This window comes from Sulfitobacter sp. R86518 (assembly GCF_042466275.1).
GTDB classification, from domain to species: domain Bacteria; phylum Pseudomonadota; class Alphaproteobacteria; order Rhodobacterales; family Rhodobacteraceae; genus Sulfitobacter; species Sulfitobacter pontiacus.
The window spans coordinates 657,895-680,584 of the sequence record NZ_JAXHCA010000005.1; the positions used below are offsets into that span (position 1 = coordinate 657,895).

The window sequence follows — 22,690 nt, forward strand, 5'->3', positions numbered from 1 at the left end:
GAATTACGTGAGGGTGAGGGACCACTGGTCGTTGCCAACCGTTGGGATCGGCACCAGGCGGAGCGGCCACTCCACGATGTTCTGGGCATTCTCGAGGCCCTGAGGGCGCTGCATCTGCGCTTTCGTGATCGCGAGGGTTGCGATGTTCCCAGGGGTCAGTCCGTGCACAAGGTTGATTGCTACGTCTGTCTGATTGGCCGCCATCGTGAACGGGTTGAGCGTACCGAGCGGCACCGCTTCCACCTTCGTCTCGACGCTCTCTTCCTTGTCGGTGATCAGAATACCTTCCGACCCGACCAGAAACCGTGGCTCAACCGCATTTCCGAGATTGAGCATCAAGGACCGCATCACGAGCGACACACCGGCCAGCGTGAATGTTGGCGTGTTGGCCTTGGTCACAGCAAGCGGCTTTTTGAACGCCGTCAGCGTGGGGTTCACCCGTGTCTCTTCGGTCGGTTGGTTGAACAGCCCCCAGTACTCGAACTTGAGATATGGAATGGCCGAGGTCGTGAAGTCGATCGTGCAGTTACCGCGCGCGCCGGTCAGCACGAACTGGGTGCCCTCGATCAGAAAATAGACCGACAGGCTTTCGTGATCATCACTGACAGGGTTGTAGGTGACAGACGTGTCGGCCGTGATCGTCTCGGCCACGGCACAGCCGCGCATCAACGGTCCCCAAGCGGGTGGGGTACCGGCGACACCTGATCCGGCGAGTTCCACGTTGAAGGTCAGTTTGGCATGAACATCGATCGGTACTGAACCCTGACCACCCAATGTGGGGATTTCGAGATTGCGGCTTACGTCGCTGCCTTCCATTGGCGTCAGCGTGATATCAGTGGCAAGGATGCCGTCGGCAGCTGCTGTCGGCTCCGCGTCGATGTTGTAGGTGGTTTCCAGCTTCGCCAGAAGGATTTTGGATTTCCATTTAAGGGCCATTTAAGCCTCCTTTTCCGATGTTTCTTCAGCAGGCGCTGCGGCCTCTTCGAGAGGCTCTTGAGCCACCGGACCCTCCTTGCGGATGAGCTTGCCATTCTTGCTGCGGGTGTAGCTGCCGCCACGGGACGGAAGGGTTGGATTTTTCATCAGAGGATCCTCAGCTGGTCTGTGATGGCAAAGTCGATCTGGTAGACGACGGTGCCCTTGGAGGCGTTCAGAATGGAACCACGGGTCAGGCGAAACACGCCGATCTCATCAGACGGGGCCCAACCGGCGATCGCGTTGACGATCGCGAAGATCACATCGCGCAATTCCGCCAAGGCCTTTTGGCCCGCCGGCGTGTGATTGCGGATGGTCAGGATAACCGCGATGGCCTCTTCGATCCCTTGGGTGAAGGCACCGGCGCCAGCGTCTGCCTGACGGCCGATCAATCCCAGAGGCAGCACATGCGCTGCCGGAGTGTGCTGGGGCAACGCATTGCGTTGCATCAGATCGGCGAAATTGCCAGCGCCTTCGACCCGATGCTCGAGGATGGCGACCTCCGATGAGAGACGCGAGATGATGCTCTCGATCATCAGATGAAGCCCTTCATGCTGGCTTGCGTAAGGGGACGCTCTCGATCAGTCAGCCGCGCGCCGGAGCTTCCCGTACCAGGCGCATCGGCCCCGGCGATTGGCAAGCGGACGCCACCGCCCGAAATATCCCGCAAGGTGCGCAAGGCGGCCTTGTAGTCTTCTTCGATCTTGGGATCGGGGCTGGCGACATGGAGGTTGTAGATCGTGATCGCGAGCGCAAGGCTTCCGATCAGGGGCGGCGTGGTTTCCATAGGCAGCGCGTAGCGGACACCGACGTAGCCATCGATCATTGCGTCCGCATCGGCCAGCGCCTGGTCAATCACATCCGTATCGATAGCGTCAGTCGCAACATCGCCACGGTCTGTCAGGGAGATCAGCATATGTTCGCCAAACTTCGCAGTCAGTTTTGCAAGGGATGTATAGGGCACGGGGAAGCCATCCGAATTGAATGTGAGAAGACCGGCGGCGACAAACCCGCCGCCGGTCAAAGGTTGAGCTGTTGCCGCCTTACTCGACGGCGTCAGCTTTCATCAGACTGATCGCGAGCTTTGGCTCGTTGCGCAGCATCGCAGCCTCTTCAACGCTGAGCTCGGACGCCAGGATGCGTGTCGGTTCGGGTGTAAAGTGCCGACCCGCCCGCCAGAAACCACCTTTGGGGCCGATGACGACCACGATCAGATCTTCCTCATCCCGTGGCTGCAACGCTGCCGCCAAAGATCCCACCGCCTCAGCACGGGTCTCCGCCGCAGGGGGAGCTTTTGTGTCAGAGGTCAGGGCTGCCGAAAGCCCTTCAAGATCAGTGGCAGGCACAGACGACTTGGCCTGATCATGGGTTTTTGACACCTCGGTCATCTGAGCGACTTCAGACGCTTGATCCGCCGCAAGGGATAGAGGCTTGGCAGCTTCAGTCGACTTGGTCTCGCCCGCGCCGTTTTCAGGCGTGGGCTGCGAGGCTTCAGAGGCGTTTTCGACTACCGGAGCCGCTGATTTTGCGGCTTCGGCTTCTTTGGTCTCGCTGGCCTTGCTGGTGGGTGTTTTTTTCGAACGTGTCATTCGATCAGCCCCTTATGCCAGCCACGGAACGATGAGCAGCTCCGCAGTGCCTTTCCAGACGTTGGTGGCACCGGCAGCGTCGCGTTCGGCATTCAGCAGCTCGAGCGCTGCCTGCTCCATCGAAGGCGGTACAACCAGCAGGTTTGGCTTGATGCCCAAGGGACGCCCATGGTCGCCCTTCATGCCCTGCAAAGCGGAGCGAGCGGCGGCGTAGCGTGTGGCGTTCAGGGTCTGCTTTGACCCCCATGCCATCTGCCAGAAACCATACCCCACGTTGTAACGGGCATCGGTGCCGTACACGAATTCCTTGTTCATGAAGACGTTGTGGTCTTTGGGATTGTCCTTGGCCACGAACATGGGTTTTTCACGATCCTGGAAGATCATCGGCTTCAGCGACCGGTTGGTCGAGAGCAGGAACCACGGCGCGCCGGAACCGCCATCAGTATTTGCGACCGTGCCCATCGAGCCGTCTTCGTTGATCACGGGGTGGTCCGTGTCGAAGAAATACTGGCCGTCATAGCATTCGGTTGCAAAGCCGCCTGCCAACGCACCAAAGGTCAGCAGATCAGGGTGAGCAGCTGTGCTTTCGCCCATCTCGACGAACATGGGCTCATAGATCCCGAGGTTGTCGTCCTTGATGTCGTTGCGATCGACGCCGATAGTCAGTTCGAAATCCTTGTTCTTGATCGCGTAGTCATGCTCGGAGAGACCTTGGATCAAACGGGGACCAAGCCATTCGCGCATGTTGGGCATCTTGCCGAGCCAGCCGTAGCGGCTTTCACGCGTCGAGGAGGGGACCACAGTGGCGATCCGCGTGTACTGCGTCTCAGCCTGTCCGAGACCCCGCTTATAAGCGGTATTGAAGCCGACGCGGATGGCCTCAAGATTTGGAGTGTTGATGAGCATTGAATGGTCTCCTTACGCCGTAGCGATTTTGGTGAGGACTTCGTCAAAGCGCACCCAGACGCCCAGGGCATCGACATTGTCGACGAACCCGGCCGGAGAGCGCGATGCCGTTGCATCGGTTTTGGCGACGGTCTGATCATCAACCGCGAAGACCACATCACCGATTTCGGCGACGGTGATCTCGTCAGCGCCAGCGGAGTTCGCAAAGCGGAAGACGCCGGGACGGTAAAGAACGGCTGCGTCACCATTGCTGCCTGCGGAATTGTCGCCAGCGTCTTCTGCGCGGCCAATGCCCACAAGGCCTGTGGCGGTCGCACCTTTGACCACAAATCCAGCAGCGTTGCGCATCAGAAGCGATCCTGCAAAAACCGACGCAGAAGCGGCTAGAAGACCATTGCGGATATCACCGGCGATCTGGGGCGTATTGCGCCCTGCAGTCAGTGCGGTCATCAGTTGTCCTCCAGTTGGGCCTGCTCTTCAGCGAGCGTGGCGGCATAGTCTTTGGGATCCTGCCCCAGCATCTTGGCGATGCTCAGCTGCTCGGAGTTCAGCGAGAGCTCGCCGTCCTTGCCGGCAGGTGCGATGATCGAGGTGCCAGAGCCGCTGAGCACGGGCATCGCGCCGATCAGCTCTTCGGTCCCCGAAGCATCCTTCATGTGCATGGAAATGTAGCGATCGCGCATTGGCTTGACGCCCACGCGGCCTGCCTTGATTGCACCATCGACAAAGGCCGTGGCGGCGGTTTTGGCACCGGTGTCGCGCAACTCATTCAGCGAGGTTGCCAAGGTGGTGATTTCGGCCTGCAGCGCGACGATGGTCTCGTCCGCGGTCTGGTCAGTCACGGCGCTCTGAGCTGCCACCAGAATATCGGCGGGGGCACTGTCCGCACCGAGGCCGAGCGCTATGCCGATCTCCGACAATTGGGATTGTAGCGCAGGCTTTTCATCGCCACCGGACATCTTGCCTTTCAGCGCCTTCTTGATTTCCTCGTCGGTTGCCATCTCCGGCAGGCCGAGCATGTCGGCCAGAAATTTCGTCCAATCCATTGGGGGAGTGTCCTGTTGTTGATGAAGCGCAGTCAGCCCGCGCAGGTTGGGTTTGTTGACCAGGCTGACGCATTCGATCGAGGTGACCGTCTTGTCTGCCGTGTGACGAATAACGGGACTGATGCCCCGGTATGCCCGTGACGTGACCAGCTCCGCGCCAGCTGTTGTCCACTCTGCCTTGCCCCAAAGTCCGTCTTCACGGGCCTGCATCGCCACAATCCAGCCGAACGCCGGGGCTTCTTCCCCCTTGGGCGCGCGCAGGTGGATTGAGTGATTGATGTCGATCGGCAGTTTTGGGGTGTGGAGGAAGCTCTCGGAAATGATCTGCTCGAAGTTCGCAGCGAGATAGGGACCGCGCTTGTCGCCAGTCTGGATCAAGCCTGCCGGCAGCAGGTGGATCCATTCGGGCGCACCGCCAAGAACTGCAACATCGGGCAGAGCCTGGCCACTCATAAGCGCTGTGAATTGAGGGGCTACGTTCATGCAGCGATAATTGCCGCAGGAGGACGCGGCAAAACATCCGCAAGCGCTTGCGGGTTGGTCAAGGTGATGTTGGGATTGAGGTCAGACTAGGCGCGTGGGGCGGCTCCGGTCAATCCTCTACGATGCCCTCGAGCCATTCCTCGACGGTCGCGTCTATGTTGAGACGGTCCTGATCTGAGATGCCAAGAAAAGGACGCGCAGGGATATTTCCCCAGGGAATGGACCCGCCACGCGCGTTTGTTCCGAACGCACCCTTGGCAGCGCCGAACTGCATGACGGCCGAGTAGATCTTGTTGGTGCCTACTTCGACAAAGTCGGGACCATAGTCGCGAAAGAAGCTTGAGCGCAAAGGTTGCCCATCGACATTGGGACCAAACAGCGGCCGCACGTCGACGGTCTGGCCGCGTCGTTCATAGGCCGCGATCGTGATCGGGGATTTTGGGGCCCATGGCGTGCCGTCCGGAGCGGCACCTTCTTCGAAACGCTTTACTGTTTCGAACTCGAGCTGCTCACCGATTTCATTCATGACCTCGGACATGTCAGAGAGGCTCGCGGAAAGTCTGGCGAGGATGCGCTCGACGTCTGCGTCTTCCAGCTCGACCGTGATCATCTCATCACTCCCGCTGATTGAGCAACGGCGCGAGACGCCGGTTTGCTTTGACCTGATCTTCGGTGAGGCGGCGGAAGCTGGTCAGGTACAGCTCTCCGTTTCGAACTGTGGCCGTTAGAACCAGAACATATCCGGGTTGGTTTGTATCGGGTTGCAGGAAGATCAGCGTATTGCCACGCACCGCAACATTCTGGCTCGCTCTGTCAATAACGGTCTGCGCCAGTTGATAATCGCGTGGTGTGATGTCTGGGTAGCGACGGCCCTGTCGCGCAATAGTTTCCGCCGACACCCACGCGACCGGATTGACCAGGTTCAACTGCTCTGCATTTTTGACCGGCAATCTGGCTAGCGGCCAGAAGTCGATCGGATCTTTAATCCAGCTTTCAAAGCCCCGCCCTGAGAGCCAATCTTGGATGAGGTTGATTGAGGGCTGGCGTGGGAGATCGGACAGCTTTGGTTTGAGGGCAGTCACAATATGGCTGACCGATGCGCCCGGCGCATAATCCCATCCCTTGCCAACTCCGCTCGGAGTGCCCGTGCGCGGATCGATTGTCTGCCAGTCATCCGGGAGGGTTTTCGACGGATCACCACCGACACGGATCGCACCGGCCAAAGTGCGGGCCCCACGAACGCGGCAACCGCAACCCCAGCCATTGGGGGGATAGTGAGTTGCCCAGAACGGATGGTCAGCGGGCAGGATAAGTCCATTCCACGACAGGTGATCCAAACGCGGATGTGCCGCGCCACTGTGCTCATAGACCCAGAACTTGAAATCGCCGTCGATGAGCTGCGCATGGCGGCCGGCTGCCATCGTCGTCAGCATGTTGGTTTGATAGATGACCTTCGTGCGCCAAGCTTCGCCTTTCGCAGTGCCTTCACCCGTCCACCCATGCCATCCGTTGCGCTCCACGATCTGGCGAAAGTCGCGGCGGAACTCTTCCAATCCGGTCCCCTGCGAGATCGCCTTGTCCACGGCAGCCCCAAGATCTGCCAGAAGATCGGCTTTCACAGCACCTGCGACCATGAAGGCCCGATCATGCTGAGCCTTGGAGATATCATCCCATCTGGATGTCGGAACGAGATCCCCGAGCCTTAACCGGAACGCGGCGACCTGTTCCTTGAACGGTTGGCGAAAGGTGGCGCGGACCTCATCAGCCACTTGTGGTCTCCGCGAGCGCCCGCCCACCTGCATCTGCTGCCACCATTGCATCGGCAATTGCATTGCCAAGAGCGCTGGCGTCCAGATTGGGATACGCCGCGAAGAACATCTCGCGCAGTTCCTCGATCGATCCCGCACTCTCGAGCATGATTTCGACCTGTGCAATCATCTCTGCCATGGCGGGCTGCGCGGCCTCCTGAAGCCGGGCTGTCAGCGCGTCTACCGGTTCAGCGCCAGAAATCGCCTCTGAGGGCGATTGCTCCGCCTGAGGGGCAAGGACGCCGGATTTGGGCGGAAGGGTATTCAAACGGTATTCAAATTCGCTCTGAGGGGCGGTTTCGGTCGCAGCGGTCCCAACCGTTGCGGCTGGTAGGGTGACATCAGGCTTGGGCGCCATCAGGATCCGGTCGCCGGGCTTCGGGTCCGCAAATCCGAACTTGGCGCGGATCTCGCTTTCGCTGACCTGCAACCCGATTGGAACGAGCACGCCGAGCGCATCGGCAATCTGTTTCAGGTCTTCTGGTTCCGGCCGTCCGATTTTCAGCCGCGGGTACCGCTTCTGTGGGCCGTGCTCGAGCTGGATCCATGGCCGGATCAGATCCCGGTTGAGGATCGCTGCCAATGCATTGGCATCTGCGCGCTCGATATCCTCCTGGACCTGACGATGCTCCTTGCCTGAGCCAAGGCCACCCGTGACGGCATCAGTGGTTGCCGTTTGACCCAGCACCGCTTTCGAGATCTGCTTGTCCAGCCAGTCGGCGCGTTTTTCGTAAAGATCAGCCGAGGCTCCGACATTGCTGGTTTCCACAAAGTCGATCGACATACTCTCGGGAATAATCGCCGCGCAGTCCCCTGCGATATTGGCGACGGCATCAAAAAGCGTGTTCTTGTCCGCTTCGCTGGCACCGGCCCCCCATTTGCCCAGGCGCAGCGGCTGACCATAGGTCTGGCTGAAGATGGCCCAATCACGCTGCGTGAAGGCCTTGAACATCCAGCCCCACATGGCGACCCGCGCAAGACCAGACCGCAAAGCAAGTCCGGACTTGGCCTTCACGTTGGCATAAATGAACTTGAACGCCTCGAGCGGAACCTCTTGGCCGTGGTCATCAAGCTTCATCGGGGTGGCCAGATTGACGCGGTCAAACCGGAACCAGCGCGGGTCGCGCCACTCCAGGCGCGAAGGCTGCCACTGGCCCTCCGATGTGTCCCAGATGATTTCTGTGAACGAGTAGCCCTTACCGATGCTGTCCAGAATATCGAAGAGCTCATCACTCAGCTCGTCACGATCCAGCCATTCGCGCACCATGTTGGCCAACTCGACATCGAAGGTTTCGTCCGAGGCTGCTTCGACCGTGATCTCGATCTGACTGACCGACCTGCGGCGTGTGCCAAGCACACCAAGATAATGGGGGTCGCGCTCTTCGATCACCTCTGCCAGCTCCAGATAGCGCACTGGGTCGCCCTGGTCCGCTTCGCGCAGGATGTTCGCCAGGCGAATAGGGTTCAAGCCGTCGCCTGGATGACCGGACAGCGGTGACCGCACGCCACCGAGTGTGGCCGCGGCAACTTCTTCGGTCAGGGCGGCGCGCTTGACGGGCTGGCCCCAGCGGTCGAGTAAAACAGGCTTATTTGCCATTTGAAGGCTCCTTGAAATAACCGGGGCTATGCGGAGCCCCGGTGTTCTGTTTTTGGGCACTTTACCCGCCAAGACCTGCAACCAGACTGCAGCGGCAACATGTGCGGCTCCCAAACCTGTCTGTCTCCGCATAGCGCACCGGTCGAACAGGCAAACCGTATGCTGAAGAACTCAATGGAGGCGGCCGAGCCTTGTGGATTAATCTGATCAGTATCCATATGGCGGCGATGAACCGCAGCATCAGACACTCCCCCTTAGTCTTGCCCCAAGTGGACCATCAAAGGCGTTCCTGCGACCCAACCCGTCATCGTTGCTGGGCGTATCACGCATGCGGCCTTCAGCGCGTTGGTGCCGCAAGCCCGAACTGGCGGCGCGGTAGCCGTATTCAACCCACCGCATGCGCGCCGCAAAGTGCGCCAAGGCAAGACCGATGGCATAGTCGCCGTGCCGTTTCTTGCCCTTCTTGTCCTTCGCCTCGCCCTTTTCGTTGGTCCGGATAGCAGGGACGCGGGGAATGCCACGGACGAGCTTGACCGAGCGCAAATCGCTCAGATGGTCCTCGTCGGCACCGATGGCGATCATGTCGTCTTCAAAGGCCGTTTTGAGGGGCGGCATGTTGATCCGGTACCAGTCCTCTGTGAACTTGATCGCCCAGATGAGACCTGAGCCGTCCTCTGCCTCACGCAGGCCGAACTTACGCCCCATGTCTTCAGCCACGGTCCAACCCATGCCAGTGGCGTCGAAGGCAGCGCCCAGCAACCGTTCACGGAGCTTTTCCAGCACCATGCCCACGATCAGCTTTTGCTCGTCTCCGGGGACGTTGCGCATCTCGATCGAGAACACTTCACGCCGCTTCAGATTCTGCTCGATCGCCAGCACGGGCATGACGCTGAGATCCGCAACCCGCGCAAAGTCGAACCCGGCCGCGTAACGCAGATCCATGTCGATCTGCCCCAGCACCTCCTCGAGTTCTTCGAGGAATGGGGCCATAAGCGCCTTTTGCTGCAGGTCGCTCATGTGCAGATAGTCACTGGGCAGCTCCAGGGGCAGAACCGGAGCCGTGGCGGTCATGCGCGCCTCAATCAGCGGGGCGGGCAACCAGGCACCAGAGCTGAGGGACGGAATGCAGAACAGTTCTTCATCGGCACCATCGCCGTAGAAGTCGATCAGATCCTGGCGCCATTGCGCTTCGCCCTCTGGCGACCAGGCGTTGCCGCCCACAAGGCAGATCCGCTCATAGAGGCCATCGGTGAGCGCATCATCCAGATCGATGCGCAGGTGCTCATAGGGCAGACGGCCGCCAAGAATGTCCTGGACGTTTTCGTTGAAAGGATTGTCAGCGCCATCATGTGTCGAGCACACGATGACCTGACCACCCCAGATCAGGAAAGCCATTGCGGCCTTGATCAGTTCGCCCAGGCTATCGACGAATGCGGCCTCATCGATGATGATGACGCCCTCTTTGCCGCGCAAGCCACGCGGTGCCGAGCTGAGTGCCTTGATCTGGTAGCCGGAGGCAAAGCGAATGCGGAAGGTCTGGATGGATTTGTCGCCGTCGTCGTCGCCTTCTTCGAACAATCCGTCCTCGATGGCGGAAGCCGCGATGTTGAACGCGCGGGCCCACATTGCGCAGGCATCCACGAATTCGCGGGTCATTTCTTGGGAATAGGAGATATACATCGCGTCCATGCCGCGCGCTGACTTCGCCCTTGCCGCTCTCAGCACAGCATAGGCTGCCAGCGCCCATGTCAGCCCGATCCGGCGCGACTTCTCGACGAACAGCACCTTCGTCGACACCGTGTCGAGCAGGCCGACTGTCCTGGCCTGATAGGGCAGGAGAACCTTTGGCAGGCCAACGCTGCCCACCAGCTGAGGCATAACATCGGTCGCCTCGCGCCGCTGGCGTTCCCAGTCAGTTTTGGAGATAGGCGCGGTCATTTGAAGGCCTCCGCGCGCAGCTGCTGCAAAATCTGCAGGGCTCGATCAAAATTCGGTGCTGCCGCTACCCTGCCAGCACGGTAACGATAGATCAGATCAATCAGCCGTCGATGCAATCCGTAGTAGGTGCGCCCATCTACGTGCTGCCCAGCAAGAAACATCCGTATGACCCGCGCGGCATCGTTGCAGGCCTCAAAGGTCTTGCGGTCACGTTTTTGCCAGTAGTCAGCATGTGCCGCCATGTCGTTGGCAATCTCAGCCGGAGTAGCCATCAGCGGCGCGCCTCCGCCCAGGCAACAGCATGTCGCGCCTGAATTCCGTCCTGACCATCATCATTGCCCAACAGGTCCGGACAGAAATCATGTTTCCCAAGCCGCCAGAGGTGGCGCATGTTGCGCGAATTTACGACATCGGCTTGCGCCGGGTAGATCTCAATTGCCCGGATCTGCTCGCCCCAGACCATGTTCTTGATGTGTTGCAGATCGTCCCAAGTGATCGCACCGGTGTGATCGACGCTGAGAAGACCAAGCATGTCATCGACGTGAACCTTGAAACCTCGGATTTCATCGCTCTTGAAGCGTGGCAACGTCATACTGACCTCCAATAGCCATCGGTCAACCAGCCATGCCAGTGCCCCTTGTGATGGACCGAAGGCGTCAGCGTCGGTTCAGTCGTCGAGACGTTCCAATTCCAGCTAGGGCTTTGTGGTGGCTTGAAGTTTGCGCCGACCGTGATGGGTGCGATCACGCCGCAGCCACAGGGGCAGCAATAGCAGAAGAACCATTCTCCACGCGCGTCTCCGGGAACAACATGGTAGCTTCCGGGATGCCGGTGCTTCTTGAACGCATCAAAATCCACTATGTTGATTGCGCGCAGTGAACCGCTGGCTTTTGCCGCAGCCGCCTTCAGATCACCCATTTGAAACCCCCAGGATATCGGCTTTGATCTTCTCGGCCGTCTCTGAGGACATGCCCGCCTGCCGCGCAGCCTTGACTGCGGTCTCTGCCGCATTGGCGCGTTCTTCCTTTGCAATGCGCAGACGCTCATCAGCCGTCAGTTTTTCGCGAATGCCGGAGCTGCTCATCACGTCCTTGAGCATCTTGCCCAGGAAGTGCAGCTCCTTCGGATCGATATCATCGCCCTCCTTCAGCATCGCCGACTTCATGACCTTGAATGCAAGCGTGGTGATCATCTGAAACAGCACATTGTGGCGCTTGGCCTCTTCCTCGAGACCATTTCCCTCCATCCAGCTCACGGCCCAAGCGGATGCTTCTTCCTGCGCGCGCGCCATCTGCTCGTATTCCTGGCCAAAGGAATGGACCGCCGATTTGCCCACGCGCATTTCAAGACCGGCATCTTCCAGCCAGAAGTTCAGATCTTCGGTTACCGCGACATAGTCAGAGAAGCCGCGCTCCTTCAGCAGGTCCTGAAGGCGCAGTCTGATCTCCTGCGGGATGAGGTCGATCTTGCGGGGCGGCGGCATGTCAGCGCCGTGCCGTTGGACGTTTGACGCCAGGATGCTGGACAAGGCCGCGCGCAACTTCCGCGCCACGCACGGTTGCGGTCGCAATGACGACGTGGCCGTGATCGGTCATCTCGATCAACTCCTGTTCATCCAGCCAAGCCAGCGCCCCCCGGATCTGCGCGTCCGAAGATGCGATGCCGACGCCGCGCACGACATCGATCAGGATTGACGCATTGGATGTGAACTCGGACGATCGCTCAAGATGCTTGAGGATCGAGAGGCGACGATGTTCGGTCTCGGTGCTGTCTGCCATGGGTCAGGCTCCAAAGAAGGTTATGGGTCGGGACGGATTACGCCGGGCATGCTGGTCGCGCCGGTCGCGACCTCACGGCCCTTGTTTGTAAGGCGTGCGATGGGCTCGCCTTGATAGTCGCGGGTCGTGACCAGCTCCATTTCGTCAAGCCACGCGATTGCCGCGACTGCTTGATCGGCATTGGTCGGCACACCGATGCGGCCGCAGTGCAGACGCATGACCGAGGCGGCGGCCTCATAGCCGGGTATCCCCGCCAGATATTGAAGCATCTTCAGGCGCCGGAATTCGGTCTCGACGGTTTCGATTGGCCAGGCTTTGAACATCACTTGTCTCCGCCTTTGCCTGCGCGCTGGGCGGCCTCATAGAGCATGCGCACCATGTTGCCCTGGGCTTCCTGGCTGGCACCTATACGCGCCACCAGAATGGCGAGATCATGCTGCTCTCTTGCGGTGGCAAGCAAATCGATCCGGGCCTCGATTGTCGACATGCGAACACGAACCCGGCCAAGATCGTCGTTGACCTTCCCCAGACTGCCTTCGACCGCGACCAAACGCTTTTCGATGCTCTGATGACCCACCTGCAGACCCGACATGCCATCATTGACGCGTGTCGAGACACGGCCCCAGAACCAGCGCCCCAAGGCCGCCAGAGAGGTGACGACCAGCACGACAAAGCCGAGGAGCTTTTGGCCCTCCGAGAGCCACGACAACCAGTCCATTACCAAAGCCCCCAGGAGAGGAGCGTAAAGAAAGCCAGCATCGTAGCTGATTGAAGTATCAGTGCACGCTGCGCCCCAAGTCCGCCGATTTCGCCCATCGTTCGGATTGAGATCGCCAGCCAGAACATGCTTGCCGCCAGCATGAACGCAAGGACTGCCGGTGCCGGATGCGCCTCCCACAGGTTCAGGTCTGTTTTTACGAACAGTCTGGCGCAGACGTAGTAGCTGCGCTCCACCATCAGAGCGGCGGCAATCGCGAAGATTGGGCTTTCCAGACGTTCAAACACACGGAGTGAAGGCTGCGCGACCCAGAACCTGCGGACCGTGATCGCGTTCAGAAAGGCGAACACGGTCGCAAGGACAAGGCTCGCGTGGCTTGCGAGCGTAACAGCGGACCATTCCAGGCTCATGGAGAATTAACCCAGCAGCGAGACGCGTTTGGTCGCACGGATCCGGCCAATCACGGCGATCAGACCCGCAGCGGATGTGATCAGACCTGTCACGGCCGTGCTAAGATCAGCGGCGTCAGCGGGTGTGACCGCGTAGCCTGCGATCTGGGCAAGACCGGTGATGATGGCACCGCCGCCGCCGAGGACGCCCAGAGACAGGAAGGGGGATTTCGTTTCTTTAAACATGTTGAGTTCCTCAGAGTTTCAGTTGGATTGGGTGATCGGGTCGGCGTGAGATCTGACGATCCAGCCCTCAAGTCCGCCATGCCGCACCTTCAGCCAGGCACGACCGTCGAAAATGCCTTCACGAATGACGGGTACAATCACACCGTCGCCGATGGTCGAGATCACGTTGGGATTGAACGATGGCCAGCGGCGCATGTTCAGCGTGCTCCCGGGCACGTTGATCGCGACCATTTCATCTTCCTGGTGTGCTGGCGCGGACGCCTCATCCGCCTCCGCCGATTGAACATCGTCACGCCCCAAGACCCGCGCACGCATCTGCGCCAAGGGAAACAGCGGATTGGTGTCGACCTTGCGACCTGGGGAGATGTACCAGTGGCTGGTGATGTCGGTCAGGGTGGGAATGTAATCGAAGAGGCCATTCAAAAGCGCTTCGCCTGCCTCAATTTGCGCCTCGGTATAATCCATCCAAAGCCCGCTGCCATGCTCAGGAGTGGTGACAGCCTGGATGCCGAACTCAGAGATGTCGAATTCCTGCTTGTACCACGCACGGGCTTTCCCGTTGCCCGCATCCGTCATCCGACCAGGATTGACGATCTCGATACCGATAGAGAAATCGTTGACACCATCTCGCCCGTGGTAATGCGATGTCCCGGCGTGCCCGGCACGGCGGTTGGTGGGCACCTGCTGAGAGATTGAGCCATCACGCTCGAGAATGAAGTGAACCGACACGCCACGCGGGGCGGTCCGCAGGTAATTGGCAGAGTTGCCATGTTCCAAGCGCCCAGCAGTGTCATGCAAAACCACGATAGTTGGTTTGATCACGCCGCCAATGTTCTGTGCGCGATCAAACGGGATGCCCTGGGCAATGTGATTTTTGAATTTCATTGTGGACCCCAATCGCGAAGCACGGGCGGCGCGCTACCTTGTGGGGTCTAAAATGACGTTTGATGCCTGTTCAAAACATCCGCAAGCGCTTGCGGGGTGGCGTCAGAACAGCTTCATTTGTTTGGAAAAGGTCTCTTCGGATGTGAACTCGTCCGCAAGATACTTTCGCACGGTCACATCGGTCATGTGCAATTTGCGTGCAATTTCTGCAACGGGCAAGCCTTTTGATTTGAGGACCTGAGCGATCCACCTTTTCGCGGTCGGAATGCGGGCCTTCATGGCGTGCGATGCATCGGCCAATGCGCGGGCCTTTTCGATCCCGACCAGCTGAGCAACCTTCGATCCACCCTTTGGATCGGTGGGCATGTAGAGCTCCGCGCCGCCAAAGGTCAGGAGGAACTCGACTGCGCCATCCGTGCCGAGAATGTCTTCGTAGACCTGGATGTTTGCAGGGGTCTTGGGGGCCTTTGTCATTTGTGGCGCGCCCTCCACCGCTGACCGCGTCTTGAGACGGTGTCATTGCAGCCATAAAGAGTGGTGACTTTGCCACTCTTGCTCAAAACATAATGGACGCCGCCGCTGTTGACCGCATTCGCGCCCTGGTCGCGGCCTTCTCGCGTCACCAGCTCGATCCGGCGCTTCAGGGACTTCACGTCCACGCCGTATACCCGCTCAAGATAACGGACCACCGCGTGATCAGTGACGATGTCAGAGCGGCGGCTCATTTCCGTCCACTCCAGTTAAAATCGATGCCGGCGCGTTTGCCCCAGTCCTTCAAAGCCGAGATCACTGAATCGATCTGCGAATGATCCCGCAACATATCAACGTCGGCAGGCACCATTTCCCATGTTTCCCCGAAACGTGCCCGGATAAAGGCGTTCAGACCATCGCGGCCGGGCCTGTCCAGAACGCCTGCAGCTCCAAGCTTTCCCCAGAGCACATGGATCAGTCGCAGATCCGCCCGGGACGCCGCAGGGCGCTTTTTCGGGCCGGTTGAAGCACCCTTGAACCCGTCGTTCTTGAGGCGCTCGAGAACCTTTTTCAGATCGGCGGCGGTCATGTCCGACATGGATGTTTTACCGCATACCTCAAGCTGAAGTGCGCGCCGGTCATCGCTCTCGATACCGAGTTCCCCGCAAGCGACATGGATGGTTCTCTGCAGCGCCCGGCTCATTCTGTGGTGCCTATTCTGGACCGAAACACAGGCTCTGACTTGGCTCGCCGGGTCTGAAACGGCGCAGCACGCACAAACGTAAGTGAGTGTGGTGATCCTTGCTCCAGTGCAAAGCGGATATGGTTTTTTGCGACCTGCATTTCCAACGGCAATTTGCGCTTCAGACCTGCAATGATTGTCGTGTGATCGCGATTGGCCATGTACCTGCCGATCCGTGCCAGACTGGCATCCGACATTTCGCGGCAAAGCTGATAGCAGATCGCCCTGCGGTTGACGAATTCGCTCTGACGCGATCGTGCCAGCAGCTCTTCCTCGGTCACTCCAAAATGACTGGCCACGTGAGAGCGAATGTCCTGTACCTGGACGTCTCGAGGAGGTGATGATCGCTCGTGAAACATCGCCTCAAGCCTTGGCCAAGTCGATCGTGATTGCCTGCCACGGCGCGTCGTGGCTGTCACGCTTTGAGCAGCGCACATAGGTTTTTGATCCTACGACGCGAATGGCATCCTTGATGGCGCGCATCGCTTCCTGCCAGCGGGCATCCGTGATTTCGAGACGCAGCAGCATGAAGATCTCGGCGCGATTGATCTGACCCGCCTTGTCCGTGTTGAACGCACGGGTCACGATTGAGCGGATCTCCGGACGGCTCTCGGCAGACCATTCATTGAGGCACTCATCGACCAGCTGCTTGGCAATCTGCAGCTCAGGCCCGAAGTTGATCTGATCTGCAATCCGGACCTCAACCTTGTAGAGTTGATCCACAGTCATCAGTGTCTTGTTGCCCTTCTTGCCGCCGAAGGTCGCTCCGTATTCTTGTGCCAGGATTGCCTCGAAAGCACCGATGTCATCAAAGGTGTGCTCCTTGAACCGCGCCACCTGGTCAGACAGCGGAATGGCGTGGCCGATGATTTTGCGTGTGGTTTCATCCTGAAGCAGATCACGCGCGGCGATATTCTCAATCGGCTGCAGGCCGCCCTTGCCGTCACGCATGAAGACGTTGCCGTCGATCTCCTTGCGGCCGTCGGTAAGTGCTGCCGGTTCAAAATTCGTCATGGAAGTTCTCCTGTTTGGATTTTGCGTTGAGGGCGTCTGCGATCGTCGCGGCCACAATCTCTGGAAAAGGGACGTTGGGGTGGGCAGTGCAGATCTCGAATACGACCCCGTTCTCGGCCAGAAACTTCACGTGCCGCCCTTCGGCGAAATGCATTGGGTCGATCATCGGATGCTCCCTTCGACTTCGACAAAGTAGGGTTGGCGTGCCGGATCGGCCGGATGCCCTGGCAAAACGCCTGCTGCCACGATCATGGCAGCCATCGCCTCGATTTCATCCATTGTGCAGAGGGTCGTTCCGCGCGGGCCCAGAAGATCCACCTTGGCAACGCCGCTGGCCGCAAGCCGGACCATCTCGACTTCTGAAAACCGTTTGACATGATCCGTCATGCCTTCACCGTACCCAGAAGGGCTTTCTCCAGCAGCCGCTGTGCCGCTTCTGTTGGGGTGAGGCCGCGCCGGTCTGCTTCGGTCGTCAGCAACGAATACAAGCGTACCGACACCACGATTTGCTTGGTTGATGGCGACGCCTCGGTCTTCTCTGACCTTTCCACATGTTCAGATCCGCCAGCAGCCCCCTTTGAAGTGGCCTTGAACGTGGGAATAACCTCCCCGGCTTGACGCGCTTCCCTGATCCGCTGGTAGACAGTGTTGGGATGCACGCAGAGGCGCTGCGCAATGACCATTGGCGGTACGCGCTGCAATGCCAGCGAAACGATTTCAGCGGCTAGATTGGTCATGACTGCTCCTCTCCGATGTAGCGGGGACACTTTCTGCAGGCGCGAAACATCCGCACCCGGTGTGTGTTATGGGTTTGCAAGCGATTGGCCCGCTGTCGCCACATCTGGCAAACATCCGTCGGCAGATCGCCAAGGACCGGGCATGAGATGACGGCCGACATGAAGACGCCGCGCACCCGCTCTTCGATGGCCTCCATGTTGCCTGGATATTTCTTGCGCAGCACCGTGCTGACCAAGGAAGCTGATCTCCCGAGATCCTCGGCTACGCGGTTCTGGCTGGTAAGAGCGCACGCCTGGGCCAAAGCGAGCACCCAGTCCGGCAGGTCATCGCCCCAGGCGTCTCTTGCGATATCGACGGGTCCGTTCACGATTGCCCTCCCACCGGATAGGCTTTCCGCGTGTTTGGATCGAACACCTGCTGGGTCCGCTGGATCATCGGTGGCTGTGGACCTGTATTCCGGATCAGGCGATACACTGCCTGTTTCGCTGGGGGTTGGGCCTTGCTGACAACCTTCAAGAAGCCCGCCTTCAGCAGCTTGGTGCAATAGGCCTTCGCCGTGTTGTCCGTAACGCTCACGATGTCGGTCGTGGCATGTGCTGCGATATCACGGGGTGTGAACTGTCCGATCATGCGCATTGTCCGCCACATGTTTTCGACGCCACCGCCCTGCGAGACCGGCTTGCCGTCCCGGTTCAGGCGTGGAGCGTGATACGGAACAGGATCCGCGATGATCCGGAACTTGATCGCGGCGTCCTCGCGGATAGCGCCTTCTTCAGGTTCGATGCGCTCGACATAGTTCGCCAGCGTCAGAGACTTGAGATAGCTGCGGATCGTGTGGCGGTTGATGTATGTCTGATCGAAGATATCGGTGATCGTGAACGGTTCACCGTTGAACTTCACCATCTCATCCCAGAGCGGCTGACGGCCTTGTGGCTCACGGGACGTGGCCGCTTCGGTTGCTGAAATCCTGCTCATTTCGGAGCCCTCCGCGGCGTGGGTGCTTCGCCAGTGAAGAAGGGACGATTGTCCCAATCCTTCCGGCCGACGGTCTTGAGGTTCCGGGTCTGGGCGAATTCTTTGACCCGCTCGAGGTTGATGGAAATACGCCGGATCGACCGATGTGATTCCTCCAACACCTGAAGCTTCAGATCCTCTTCCAGCAACACACCGGGGCAATAGATCGCGGCGAGATAGCCCACATCGTCGATCTGACCTTCTTCAGCAGCGACCCAGTCAAGGATGCGACCGTGCACCCGTTCCCAAGCCATCAGCTTGCGCGGCAGCTTCTCTTCACCAATCAGGATGATCGTGGCACCGGAGCTTTCGTGAATGTCGCGTACGATCTCGATCATGTTGCGGTCGACCAAGTGATCGATTTCATCGATCAGCAGCGGACGGCTATTGCGGGCGAGCTCCTGGGCGATCTGGTCAACCATATCCGAGATGGTCTTGGCGGGCAGTACGCCCATGTCGCGCAGGATCTCGGTGCAAAGCTTCTTCTTGGTCCAGACCGATTTGACTTCGACCTGATACGCCCGAAACTTGTTCGCCGCATACACTGCCGCTGTCGTTTTGCCGTATCCGGACCATCCGTAGAAGACGCCCAGCCCTGGAAGCCCCGGACCACGCTGATTGACCCGCTCGATCAGTTCCACCAAAGCCACGACATTGCGCAGCGGTGCAACAGAGTTGTTATGCCTGAATTCTTCTGTCATTCTATCCTCACTTCGTTATCGCCCCCGGTCAGCCTGCAACGTTGCCGGGGGCACCTAAATCAGCCGAACATTGCCCAGCTGAAATCCTCAAAAATCTTCATGTGCCCGATGTACTCAGGCTGCCGCTGGTAGGCCGCGAGCGCCTTCTGCTCTTCGGGCAAGACGCGCTCGCCTGCCTTGATCCGCTGCTCCAGGACAAGGAAACGACGGAACCGTTCCTTGGGCGTCTCCGGCTTGATCACCACCTCGGCCGTGCGCTCATGCTCGGCGCGCATCGTTGCCAAACGGTCATCGGAAACACGGCTTTTGGGGGCTTCCTTAGGTGCCAAAACCGATGCGTCTCTGGCAGCTTCCAAAGCCGGTGTGGTGTAGACTTCGCGCGCCCTGGGGAAGGCGACCATCACGCCAGCCTTTTCGGCGGCATCACGGCGCATCGCATCTGCGACATCGCGCTTGCCGATCTTGCGGCTGGCGCGGCGGATATCCGTAAGCTTCTCGTCCTCATAGGCGCGCTGCATTGCTTTGGCCTTGGCGATCACTTCGGCAGGGTTCAGCCCGGCCAGATCAGCGTTCAAGGCTTCGCCCAGATAGGCCTTCTGTTTCCGGATGGAAGAGCATGACACGGCCCATATCGGCTGGGTCCATCCGAACCAGAACCTCATCGCCTGGCATCGCGGACATGGGCAGGTAATATGCACCATCGACCCGCACGCCTTGCTTGGTTACCGTCCGCATGCCGCCGTTGGACGCGATCGGCGCGAGCAGCACATCCAGCGCGGCCTCATGCTCAATTTTGCGGATCGGGCCTGCATAGGCCGCTGCAACCTCGAAGGGGGTCCGCTTCTTGAGTGCAGAATGCTGATCGCGCCCGTACATGTCTTGGGCCCAGATGTCGCTCCACTCCTGAAACTCGGCGAAATCCATATCGACATCGTAGAGCGCCTCATCCGTGGCACCGAGGCGCTTATCGAATGCCTTGCGCTGTTCAATGATCTTGCGATCAGCAACCGAGTGGCCAATGAAGCCAGGGCAGACCGCGATATCGCGCTGGTAGGTTCCAATCGTGCGCTCGACAATCCCCTTGTCGGTAGGCTCATAAGCGATGCTGAGCTCCACCTCGATTTCCAAGGCTGCAAACAGGCGCTTCGTCTGCTTTGCGACAAAATCCGACCCATTGTCAGTATGGATCTTCTCGGGCACACCCCAAGCCATGATGCACTTGCGGACCAACAGGCCAACCGCAGAGGCGCGGGGCGTCTTGCTGACCAAGACGATGGCACGGCGAGAGTAAACATCGACGGCCATATAGATCGAATGGCGTCCACCCTTGAGCATGACATCTGCAGGCGACGCATCAACCTGCCAGACCTCGTTCAGGCGCTGCGCACGCTGGCTTCCAGTCGCGGCGAAGCGGACATGGGAACGGTATCCATCCGGGTTGGTCAGGCGCATCAGCTCGTTGCGATACTCGGTCTTCCAGCGCGTGATGACGGTCTGGAACATACGGATGGTGGGCAGCGGCGCTGTCTTGATTTCACCGCTCTTGGCGCAGGTGACGTCCAGCGTCTTGCCGAACTTGTCCTTCACCAGGATCCGCAGATGCTTGGCGGAAAGGAACGGCTGCTTTGCGATTGCGGCCAGCATCATTGCGCGAACCTGCCCATCATGCGCCACGTCCAGCACGCCAGACCCTTTGGGACGCCCCCTGCGGGATGTCGCCGTGCCCTCGTGCGCCGCCTTGCGCCATCTGGCAATCGACCGCGCTGACACAGTTGGAACAGCCGCTTTAATCCACGCTGGAAGGTCGATTGAACCGCCCGTAAACATCTCTGCGAACATTGCATCCGCAGCGGTTTGAGGAAGGGCGTTGTCCGCCTGAAACTTGTGAACGAGGGTCAGTATCAGCGCGCGGGCGTCAGCTGACTGATCTACAGGGGTATCCGCAACGACAGGCCGAAGATCCCGAGCGCCCAAGGTTAGATGACTGGCCAGCCAGGCAGCGCGGGCGGGCGCTGGCAGGGCATCAACATGATACTCGAGCCCGCCACCGCCTTCCCGACCTTCACGTACCCGTGCCAGTCCGGTTTCAGCCCAGCGTTCGCGGGCGGCAAGCGCATTCACGCCCCGCTTGGACGTCGGCAGACCAGGCATAAGCCCCGCCGCCGCTGCATCCGCAATCTGCTGTGCCGAAACCCAAAGCATCAGAGGCTCCACCCCTGTGCGCGCGCATGCTCGAGGATCTCGCGCTTGTGCTCATCGATGAACGCACGGCGGCTTTTGGTGGAGAGGCGTGACCAGGTGGCCGTGACACGGTGATAGTGCTTATCGTCATTGCGGGGCAGCGCGCGGCCTTCTGCCAGCAAAAGGGCATCGGCGACACTGGTGGCTTGGGGCGGATCGGACAGCAGAGCATCGCAGGCACGCTCCTGCACTTCCGCGGCGACCTTGGCCAGAGCCTGCAATCCCGCCTGATGGTCGGCAATCCACGTTTCGCGGATACGGTCTTTGGTTTTGGGGAAAAGGCCGTTGGATATCTCGAGTGCATTGAAAAATGAACGTCTCGAAAGCCCGACTTTCTCGGCAATGTCAGAACAAAGTGCAAAAATTGCACTTTGATTTTTCTCAGCGTTTTCAGCATCTTTCACAAGGCGCACATTTGCACTGCGCCGGTCACCACCGTGACGCGCTGCCGGGTTCATGTCTTCCCATGTGGCTTTCAGCGCCGCCAGATGTTCGGCCCGCTCCAGCTTCGTCAGCTCTTCGCGGTTTATGTTCTCCATGATCTCAGCAAAGCGCAGATCGGCTGGGGGCGTGTCTTCCGGCAAGACGGTGACCGGCACTTCGGCCCAACGCAGGGCACGGATCGCTTCCAGACGCTGAAGACCAGCGATCAAACGGTACTTCTGGCCCTTGCGCACCACCAGCAAGGGATGGGTCAGGCCGTTGCAGTCGATATCCTGCTTTAGCACCTCGATCCGATGGGCACGCGCAGGGCGCAACCGCCCTTCGACTTCGATCAAAGCAACCGTGACGCTGCGCAGATCATGGGTTTGGCTTGAGACAGGGGGCGTCGGAGTATCAGTCATACGTCATCCGTGAAATCTAGGGTTTGTTCGTTCTCTGGTGCGTCATCCGGTGGGGTGAGCATCGTGTAGAAGAAGATGAACTTGCCGTTGATGTGCTGGCGCTCACAGACGATCTCGGCCCCAAGCTGGCGCAGCTCGGCCACGCAGCTGTTGATCGCGCAGACATGGGCGCGGCGCATGATCTCACGGGTGGAGTGCGGCTTGCGATCGGACAGCAGCTTGTTAACCCGGCGCAGCCGATCAGAGGACATCGTGGCCGCGTGCATCAGCTGGGCACCCCATCATAGGTCGCAGCCAATAGCGCTTCGATATCGCGCAGCGCATCCTCTTGCTGAACCAGCTCTGAAAATGCCGCCATGGCGAGATTGGCCTGATCATCCCACTTGTTGACCAGCCCCACCTCTTGGCCGAGCGTGTCATCATCCATGGCATCATTCAGCGATACCATCTGGGTCAGCGCGTCCTTGAGCGCCGCAAAGGATTGGACGGGAGAGCGGCTCATGTCAGACCTCCCCAGGCAAGAAAGTATCCGGCCACGCAGATGACAACGAATGCGACGCCTGCGA

General features: G+C 59.4%; 38 protein-coding genes. All 38 read right to left on the reverse strand.

Annotated features, from left to right (window positions below; all coding sequences use genetic code 11):
* Positions 1–3: 3 nt before the first annotated feature.
* The 38 genes from SJY36_RS04015 to SJY36_RS04200 all read right to left on the reverse strand — a co-directional run bounded on the left by SJY36_RS04015 (position 4) and on the right by SJY36_RS04200 (position 22,626).
* Positions 4–936, reverse strand: coding sequence for a hypothetical protein (locus SJY36_RS04015; protein ID WP_386173135.1), 933 nt, complete (start codon positions 934–936; stop codon positions 4–6).
* Entirely contained in the window at positions 937–1,083 is a 147-nt protein-coding gene (locus SJY36_RS04020) for a hypothetical protein (RefSeq protein WP_386173137.1), read from the reverse strand.
* On the reverse strand, positions 1,083–1,511 hold the full coding sequence (locus SJY36_RS04025) for a hypothetical protein (protein WP_074635326.1): 429 nt from the start codon (positions 1,509–1,511) through the stop codon (positions 1,083–1,085). The genes SJY36_RS04020 and SJY36_RS04025 overlap by 1 nt, the downstream gene beginning before the upstream one ends.
* Positions 1,511–1,939 carry a gp436 family protein gene (locus SJY36_RS04030; protein WP_386173139.1) on the reverse strand — a complete coding sequence of 143 codons (429 nt, stop codon included), beginning with the start codon at positions 1,937–1,939 and terminating at the stop codon, positions 1,511–1,513. The genes SJY36_RS04025 and SJY36_RS04030 overlap by 1 nt, the downstream gene beginning before the upstream one ends.
* 79 nt (positions 1,940–2,018) lie before the next feature.
* Positions 2,019–2,564: a hypothetical protein gene (locus SJY36_RS04035; RefSeq protein WP_386173141.1), complete on the reverse strand. Its 546-nt coding sequence runs from the start codon at positions 2,562–2,564 to the stop codon at positions 2,019–2,021.
* A 12-nt stretch (positions 2,565–2,576) separates the two neighbouring features.
* The gene (locus SJY36_RS04040; protein WP_386173143.1) at positions 2,577–3,470 is read right to left on the reverse strand and encodes a Mu-like prophage major head subunit gpT family protein; all 894 of its coding nucleotides are present in this window, start codon (positions 3,468–3,470) and stop codon (positions 2,577–2,579) included.
* Between the two features lie 12 nt (positions 3,471–3,482).
* Positions 3,483–3,920, reverse strand: coding sequence for a hypothetical protein (locus SJY36_RS04045; protein ID WP_386173145.1), 438 nt, complete (start codon positions 3,918–3,920; stop codon positions 3,483–3,485).
* Positions 3,920–4,969, reverse strand: a complete 1,050-nt coding sequence (locus SJY36_RS04050; RefSeq protein ID WP_386173147.1) for a phage protease — start codon at positions 4,967–4,969, stop codon at positions 3,920–3,922. The genes SJY36_RS04045 and SJY36_RS04050 overlap by 1 nt, the downstream gene beginning before the upstream one ends.
* A gap of 139 nt (positions 4,970–5,108) precedes the next feature.
* Entirely contained in the window at positions 5,109–5,609 is a 501-nt protein-coding gene (locus SJY36_RS04055) for a phage virion morphogenesis protein (protein WP_386173149.1), read from the reverse strand.
* A 4-nt stretch (positions 5,610–5,613) separates the two neighbouring features.
* Complete coding sequence (locus SJY36_RS04060) at positions 5,614–6,768, reverse strand: phage minor head protein (protein WP_386173151.1); 1,155 nt, start codon at positions 6,766–6,768, stop codon at positions 5,614–5,616.
* Positions 6,761–8,404 (reverse strand): DUF935 domain-containing protein, encoded by a 1,644-nt coding sequence (locus SJY36_RS04065; RefSeq protein ID WP_386173153.1) that lies wholly within the window; start codon positions 8,402–8,404, stop codon positions 6,761–6,763. The genes SJY36_RS04060 and SJY36_RS04065 overlap by 8 nt, the downstream gene beginning before the upstream one ends.
* Positions 8,405–8,644: 240 nt before the next feature.
* Positions 8,645–10,342: a hypothetical protein gene (locus SJY36_RS04070; RefSeq protein WP_386173155.1), complete on the reverse strand. Its 1,698-nt coding sequence runs from the start codon at positions 10,340–10,342 to the stop codon at positions 8,645–8,647.
* A complete protein-coding gene (locus SJY36_RS04075) occupies positions 10,339–10,614 on the reverse strand; it encodes a hypothetical protein (RefSeq protein WP_386173157.1) in 276 nt (91 codons plus the stop codon). Before SJY36_RS04075 ends, SJY36_RS04070 begins: the two co-directional genes overlap by 4 nt.
* On the reverse strand, positions 10,614–10,934 hold the full coding sequence (locus tag SJY36_RS04080) for a hypothetical protein (protein WP_386173159.1): 321 nt from the start codon (positions 10,932–10,934) through the stop codon (positions 10,614–10,616). Before SJY36_RS04080 ends, SJY36_RS04075 begins: the two co-directional genes overlap by 1 nt.
* Positions 10,931–11,260, reverse strand: a complete 330-nt coding sequence (locus SJY36_RS04085; RefSeq protein WP_386173161.1) for a DUF6527 family protein — start codon at positions 11,258–11,260, stop codon at positions 10,931–10,933. The genes SJY36_RS04080 and SJY36_RS04085 overlap by 4 nt, the downstream gene beginning before the upstream one ends.
* The gene (locus SJY36_RS04090) at positions 11,253–11,825 is read right to left on the reverse strand and encodes a DUF3486 family protein (protein WP_386173163.1); all 573 of its coding nucleotides are present in this window, start codon (positions 11,823–11,825) and stop codon (positions 11,253–11,255) included. Before SJY36_RS04090 ends, SJY36_RS04085 begins: the two co-directional genes overlap by 8 nt.
* A 1-nt stretch (position 11,826) precedes the next feature.
* Complete coding sequence (locus SJY36_RS04095) at positions 11,827–12,120, reverse strand: hypothetical protein (RefSeq protein ID WP_386173165.1); 294 nt, start codon at positions 12,118–12,120, stop codon at positions 11,827–11,829.
* Positions 12,121–12,140: 20 nt separating this feature from the next.
* Entirely contained in the window at positions 12,141–12,443 is a 303-nt protein-coding gene (locus SJY36_RS04100; protein ID WP_237272137.1) for a hypothetical protein, read from the reverse strand.
* Positions 12,443–12,838 (reverse strand): hypothetical protein, encoded by a 396-nt coding sequence (locus SJY36_RS04105; RefSeq protein WP_386173167.1) that lies wholly within the window; start codon positions 12,836–12,838, stop codon positions 12,443–12,445. Before SJY36_RS04105 ends, SJY36_RS04100 begins: the two co-directional genes overlap by 1 nt.
* The gene (locus SJY36_RS04110; RefSeq protein WP_386173169.1) at positions 12,838–13,248 is read right to left on the reverse strand and encodes a hypothetical protein; all 411 of its coding nucleotides are present in this window, start codon (positions 13,246–13,248) and stop codon (positions 12,838–12,840) included. Before SJY36_RS04110 ends, SJY36_RS04105 begins: the two co-directional genes overlap by 1 nt.
* Before the next feature lie 6 nt (positions 13,249–13,254).
* A complete protein-coding gene (locus tag SJY36_RS04115; protein ID WP_074635308.1) occupies positions 13,255–13,473 on the reverse strand; it encodes a hypothetical protein in 219 nt (72 codons plus the stop codon).
* Positions 13,474–13,491: 18 nt separating this feature from the next.
* Positions 13,492–14,358 (reverse strand): N-acetylmuramoyl-L-alanine amidase, encoded by an 867-nt coding sequence (locus SJY36_RS04120; protein ID WP_386173171.1) that lies wholly within the window; start codon positions 14,356–14,358, stop codon positions 13,492–13,494.
* A gap of 102 nt (positions 14,359–14,460) precedes the next feature.
* Positions 14,461–14,832, reverse strand: coding sequence for a helix-turn-helix domain-containing protein (locus tag SJY36_RS04125; RefSeq protein WP_386173173.1), 372 nt, complete (start codon positions 14,830–14,832; stop codon positions 14,461–14,463).
* Entirely contained in the window at positions 14,829–15,083 is a 255-nt protein-coding gene (locus tag SJY36_RS04130; protein WP_074635305.1) for a hypothetical protein, read from the reverse strand. Before SJY36_RS04130 ends, SJY36_RS04125 begins: the two co-directional genes overlap by 4 nt.
* Positions 15,080–15,532, reverse strand: coding sequence for a gp16 family protein (locus tag SJY36_RS04135; protein WP_386173175.1), 453 nt, complete (start codon positions 15,530–15,532; stop codon positions 15,080–15,082). The genes SJY36_RS04130 and SJY36_RS04135 overlap by 4 nt, the downstream gene beginning before the upstream one ends.
* Positions 15,529–16,008, reverse strand: a complete 480-nt coding sequence (locus SJY36_RS04140) for a helix-turn-helix domain-containing protein (protein WP_386173177.1) — start codon at positions 16,006–16,008, stop codon at positions 15,529–15,531. Before SJY36_RS04140 ends, SJY36_RS04135 begins: the two co-directional genes overlap by 4 nt.
* Positions 15,935–16,585 (reverse strand): DUF3164 family protein, encoded by a 651-nt coding sequence (locus tag SJY36_RS04145; RefSeq protein WP_386173179.1) that lies wholly within the window; start codon positions 16,583–16,585, stop codon positions 15,935–15,937. Before SJY36_RS04145 ends, SJY36_RS04140 begins: the two co-directional genes overlap by 74 nt.
* Positions 16,572–16,751 carry a hypothetical protein gene (locus SJY36_RS04150; RefSeq protein ID WP_386173181.1) on the reverse strand — a complete coding sequence of 60 codons (180 nt, stop codon included), beginning with the start codon at positions 16,749–16,751 and terminating at the stop codon, positions 16,572–16,574. Before SJY36_RS04150 ends, SJY36_RS04145 begins: the two co-directional genes overlap by 14 nt.
* Positions 16,748–16,972, reverse strand: a complete 225-nt coding sequence (locus tag SJY36_RS04155; RefSeq protein ID WP_386173183.1) for a hypothetical protein — start codon at positions 16,970–16,972, stop codon at positions 16,748–16,750. Before SJY36_RS04155 ends, SJY36_RS04150 begins: the two co-directional genes overlap by 4 nt.
* The gene (locus tag SJY36_RS04160; protein ID WP_386173185.1) at positions 16,969–17,322 is read right to left on the reverse strand and encodes a helix-turn-helix domain-containing protein; all 354 of its coding nucleotides are present in this window, start codon (positions 17,320–17,322) and stop codon (positions 16,969–16,971) included. Before SJY36_RS04160 ends, SJY36_RS04155 begins: the two co-directional genes overlap by 4 nt.
* Positions 17,319–17,690: a hypothetical protein gene (locus SJY36_RS04165; protein ID WP_074635298.1), complete on the reverse strand. Its 372-nt coding sequence runs from the start codon at positions 17,688–17,690 to the stop codon at positions 17,319–17,321. Before SJY36_RS04165 ends, SJY36_RS04160 begins: the two co-directional genes overlap by 4 nt.
* Positions 17,687–18,298: a hypothetical protein gene (locus tag SJY36_RS04170; RefSeq protein ID WP_386173188.1), complete on the reverse strand. Its 612-nt coding sequence runs from the start codon at positions 18,296–18,298 to the stop codon at positions 17,687–17,689. The genes SJY36_RS04165 and SJY36_RS04170 overlap by 4 nt, the downstream gene beginning before the upstream one ends.
* The gene (locus SJY36_RS04175) at positions 18,295–19,038 is read right to left on the reverse strand and encodes an AAA family ATPase (RefSeq protein WP_386173190.1); all 744 of its coding nucleotides are present in this window, start codon (positions 19,036–19,038) and stop codon (positions 18,295–18,297) included. The genes SJY36_RS04170 and SJY36_RS04175 overlap by 4 nt, the downstream gene beginning before the upstream one ends.
* A gap of 59 nt (positions 19,039–19,097) precedes the next feature.
* Entirely contained in the window at positions 19,098–19,613 is a 516-nt protein-coding gene (locus SJY36_RS04180) for a hypothetical protein (protein ID WP_386173192.1), read from the reverse strand.
* Positions 19,603–21,240 (reverse strand): transposase, encoded by a 1,638-nt coding sequence (locus SJY36_RS04185; RefSeq protein WP_386173194.1) that lies wholly within the window; start codon positions 21,238–21,240, stop codon positions 19,603–19,605. The genes SJY36_RS04180 and SJY36_RS04185 overlap by 11 nt, the downstream gene beginning before the upstream one ends.
* Positions 21,240–22,124, reverse strand: coding sequence for a ParB/RepB/Spo0J family partition protein (locus SJY36_RS04190; RefSeq protein WP_386173196.1), 885 nt, complete (start codon positions 22,122–22,124; stop codon positions 21,240–21,242). The genes SJY36_RS04185 and SJY36_RS04190 overlap by 1 nt, the downstream gene beginning before the upstream one ends.
* Positions 22,121–22,390 (reverse strand): hypothetical protein, encoded by a 270-nt coding sequence (locus SJY36_RS04195; protein WP_386173198.1) that lies wholly within the window; start codon positions 22,388–22,390, stop codon positions 22,121–22,123. The genes SJY36_RS04190 and SJY36_RS04195 overlap by 4 nt, the downstream gene beginning before the upstream one ends.
* Entirely contained in the window at positions 22,390–22,626 is a 237-nt protein-coding gene (locus SJY36_RS04200; protein WP_237272125.1) for a hypothetical protein, read from the reverse strand. Before SJY36_RS04200 ends, SJY36_RS04195 begins: the two co-directional genes overlap by 1 nt.
* Positions 22,627–22,690 lie beyond the last annotated feature (64 nt).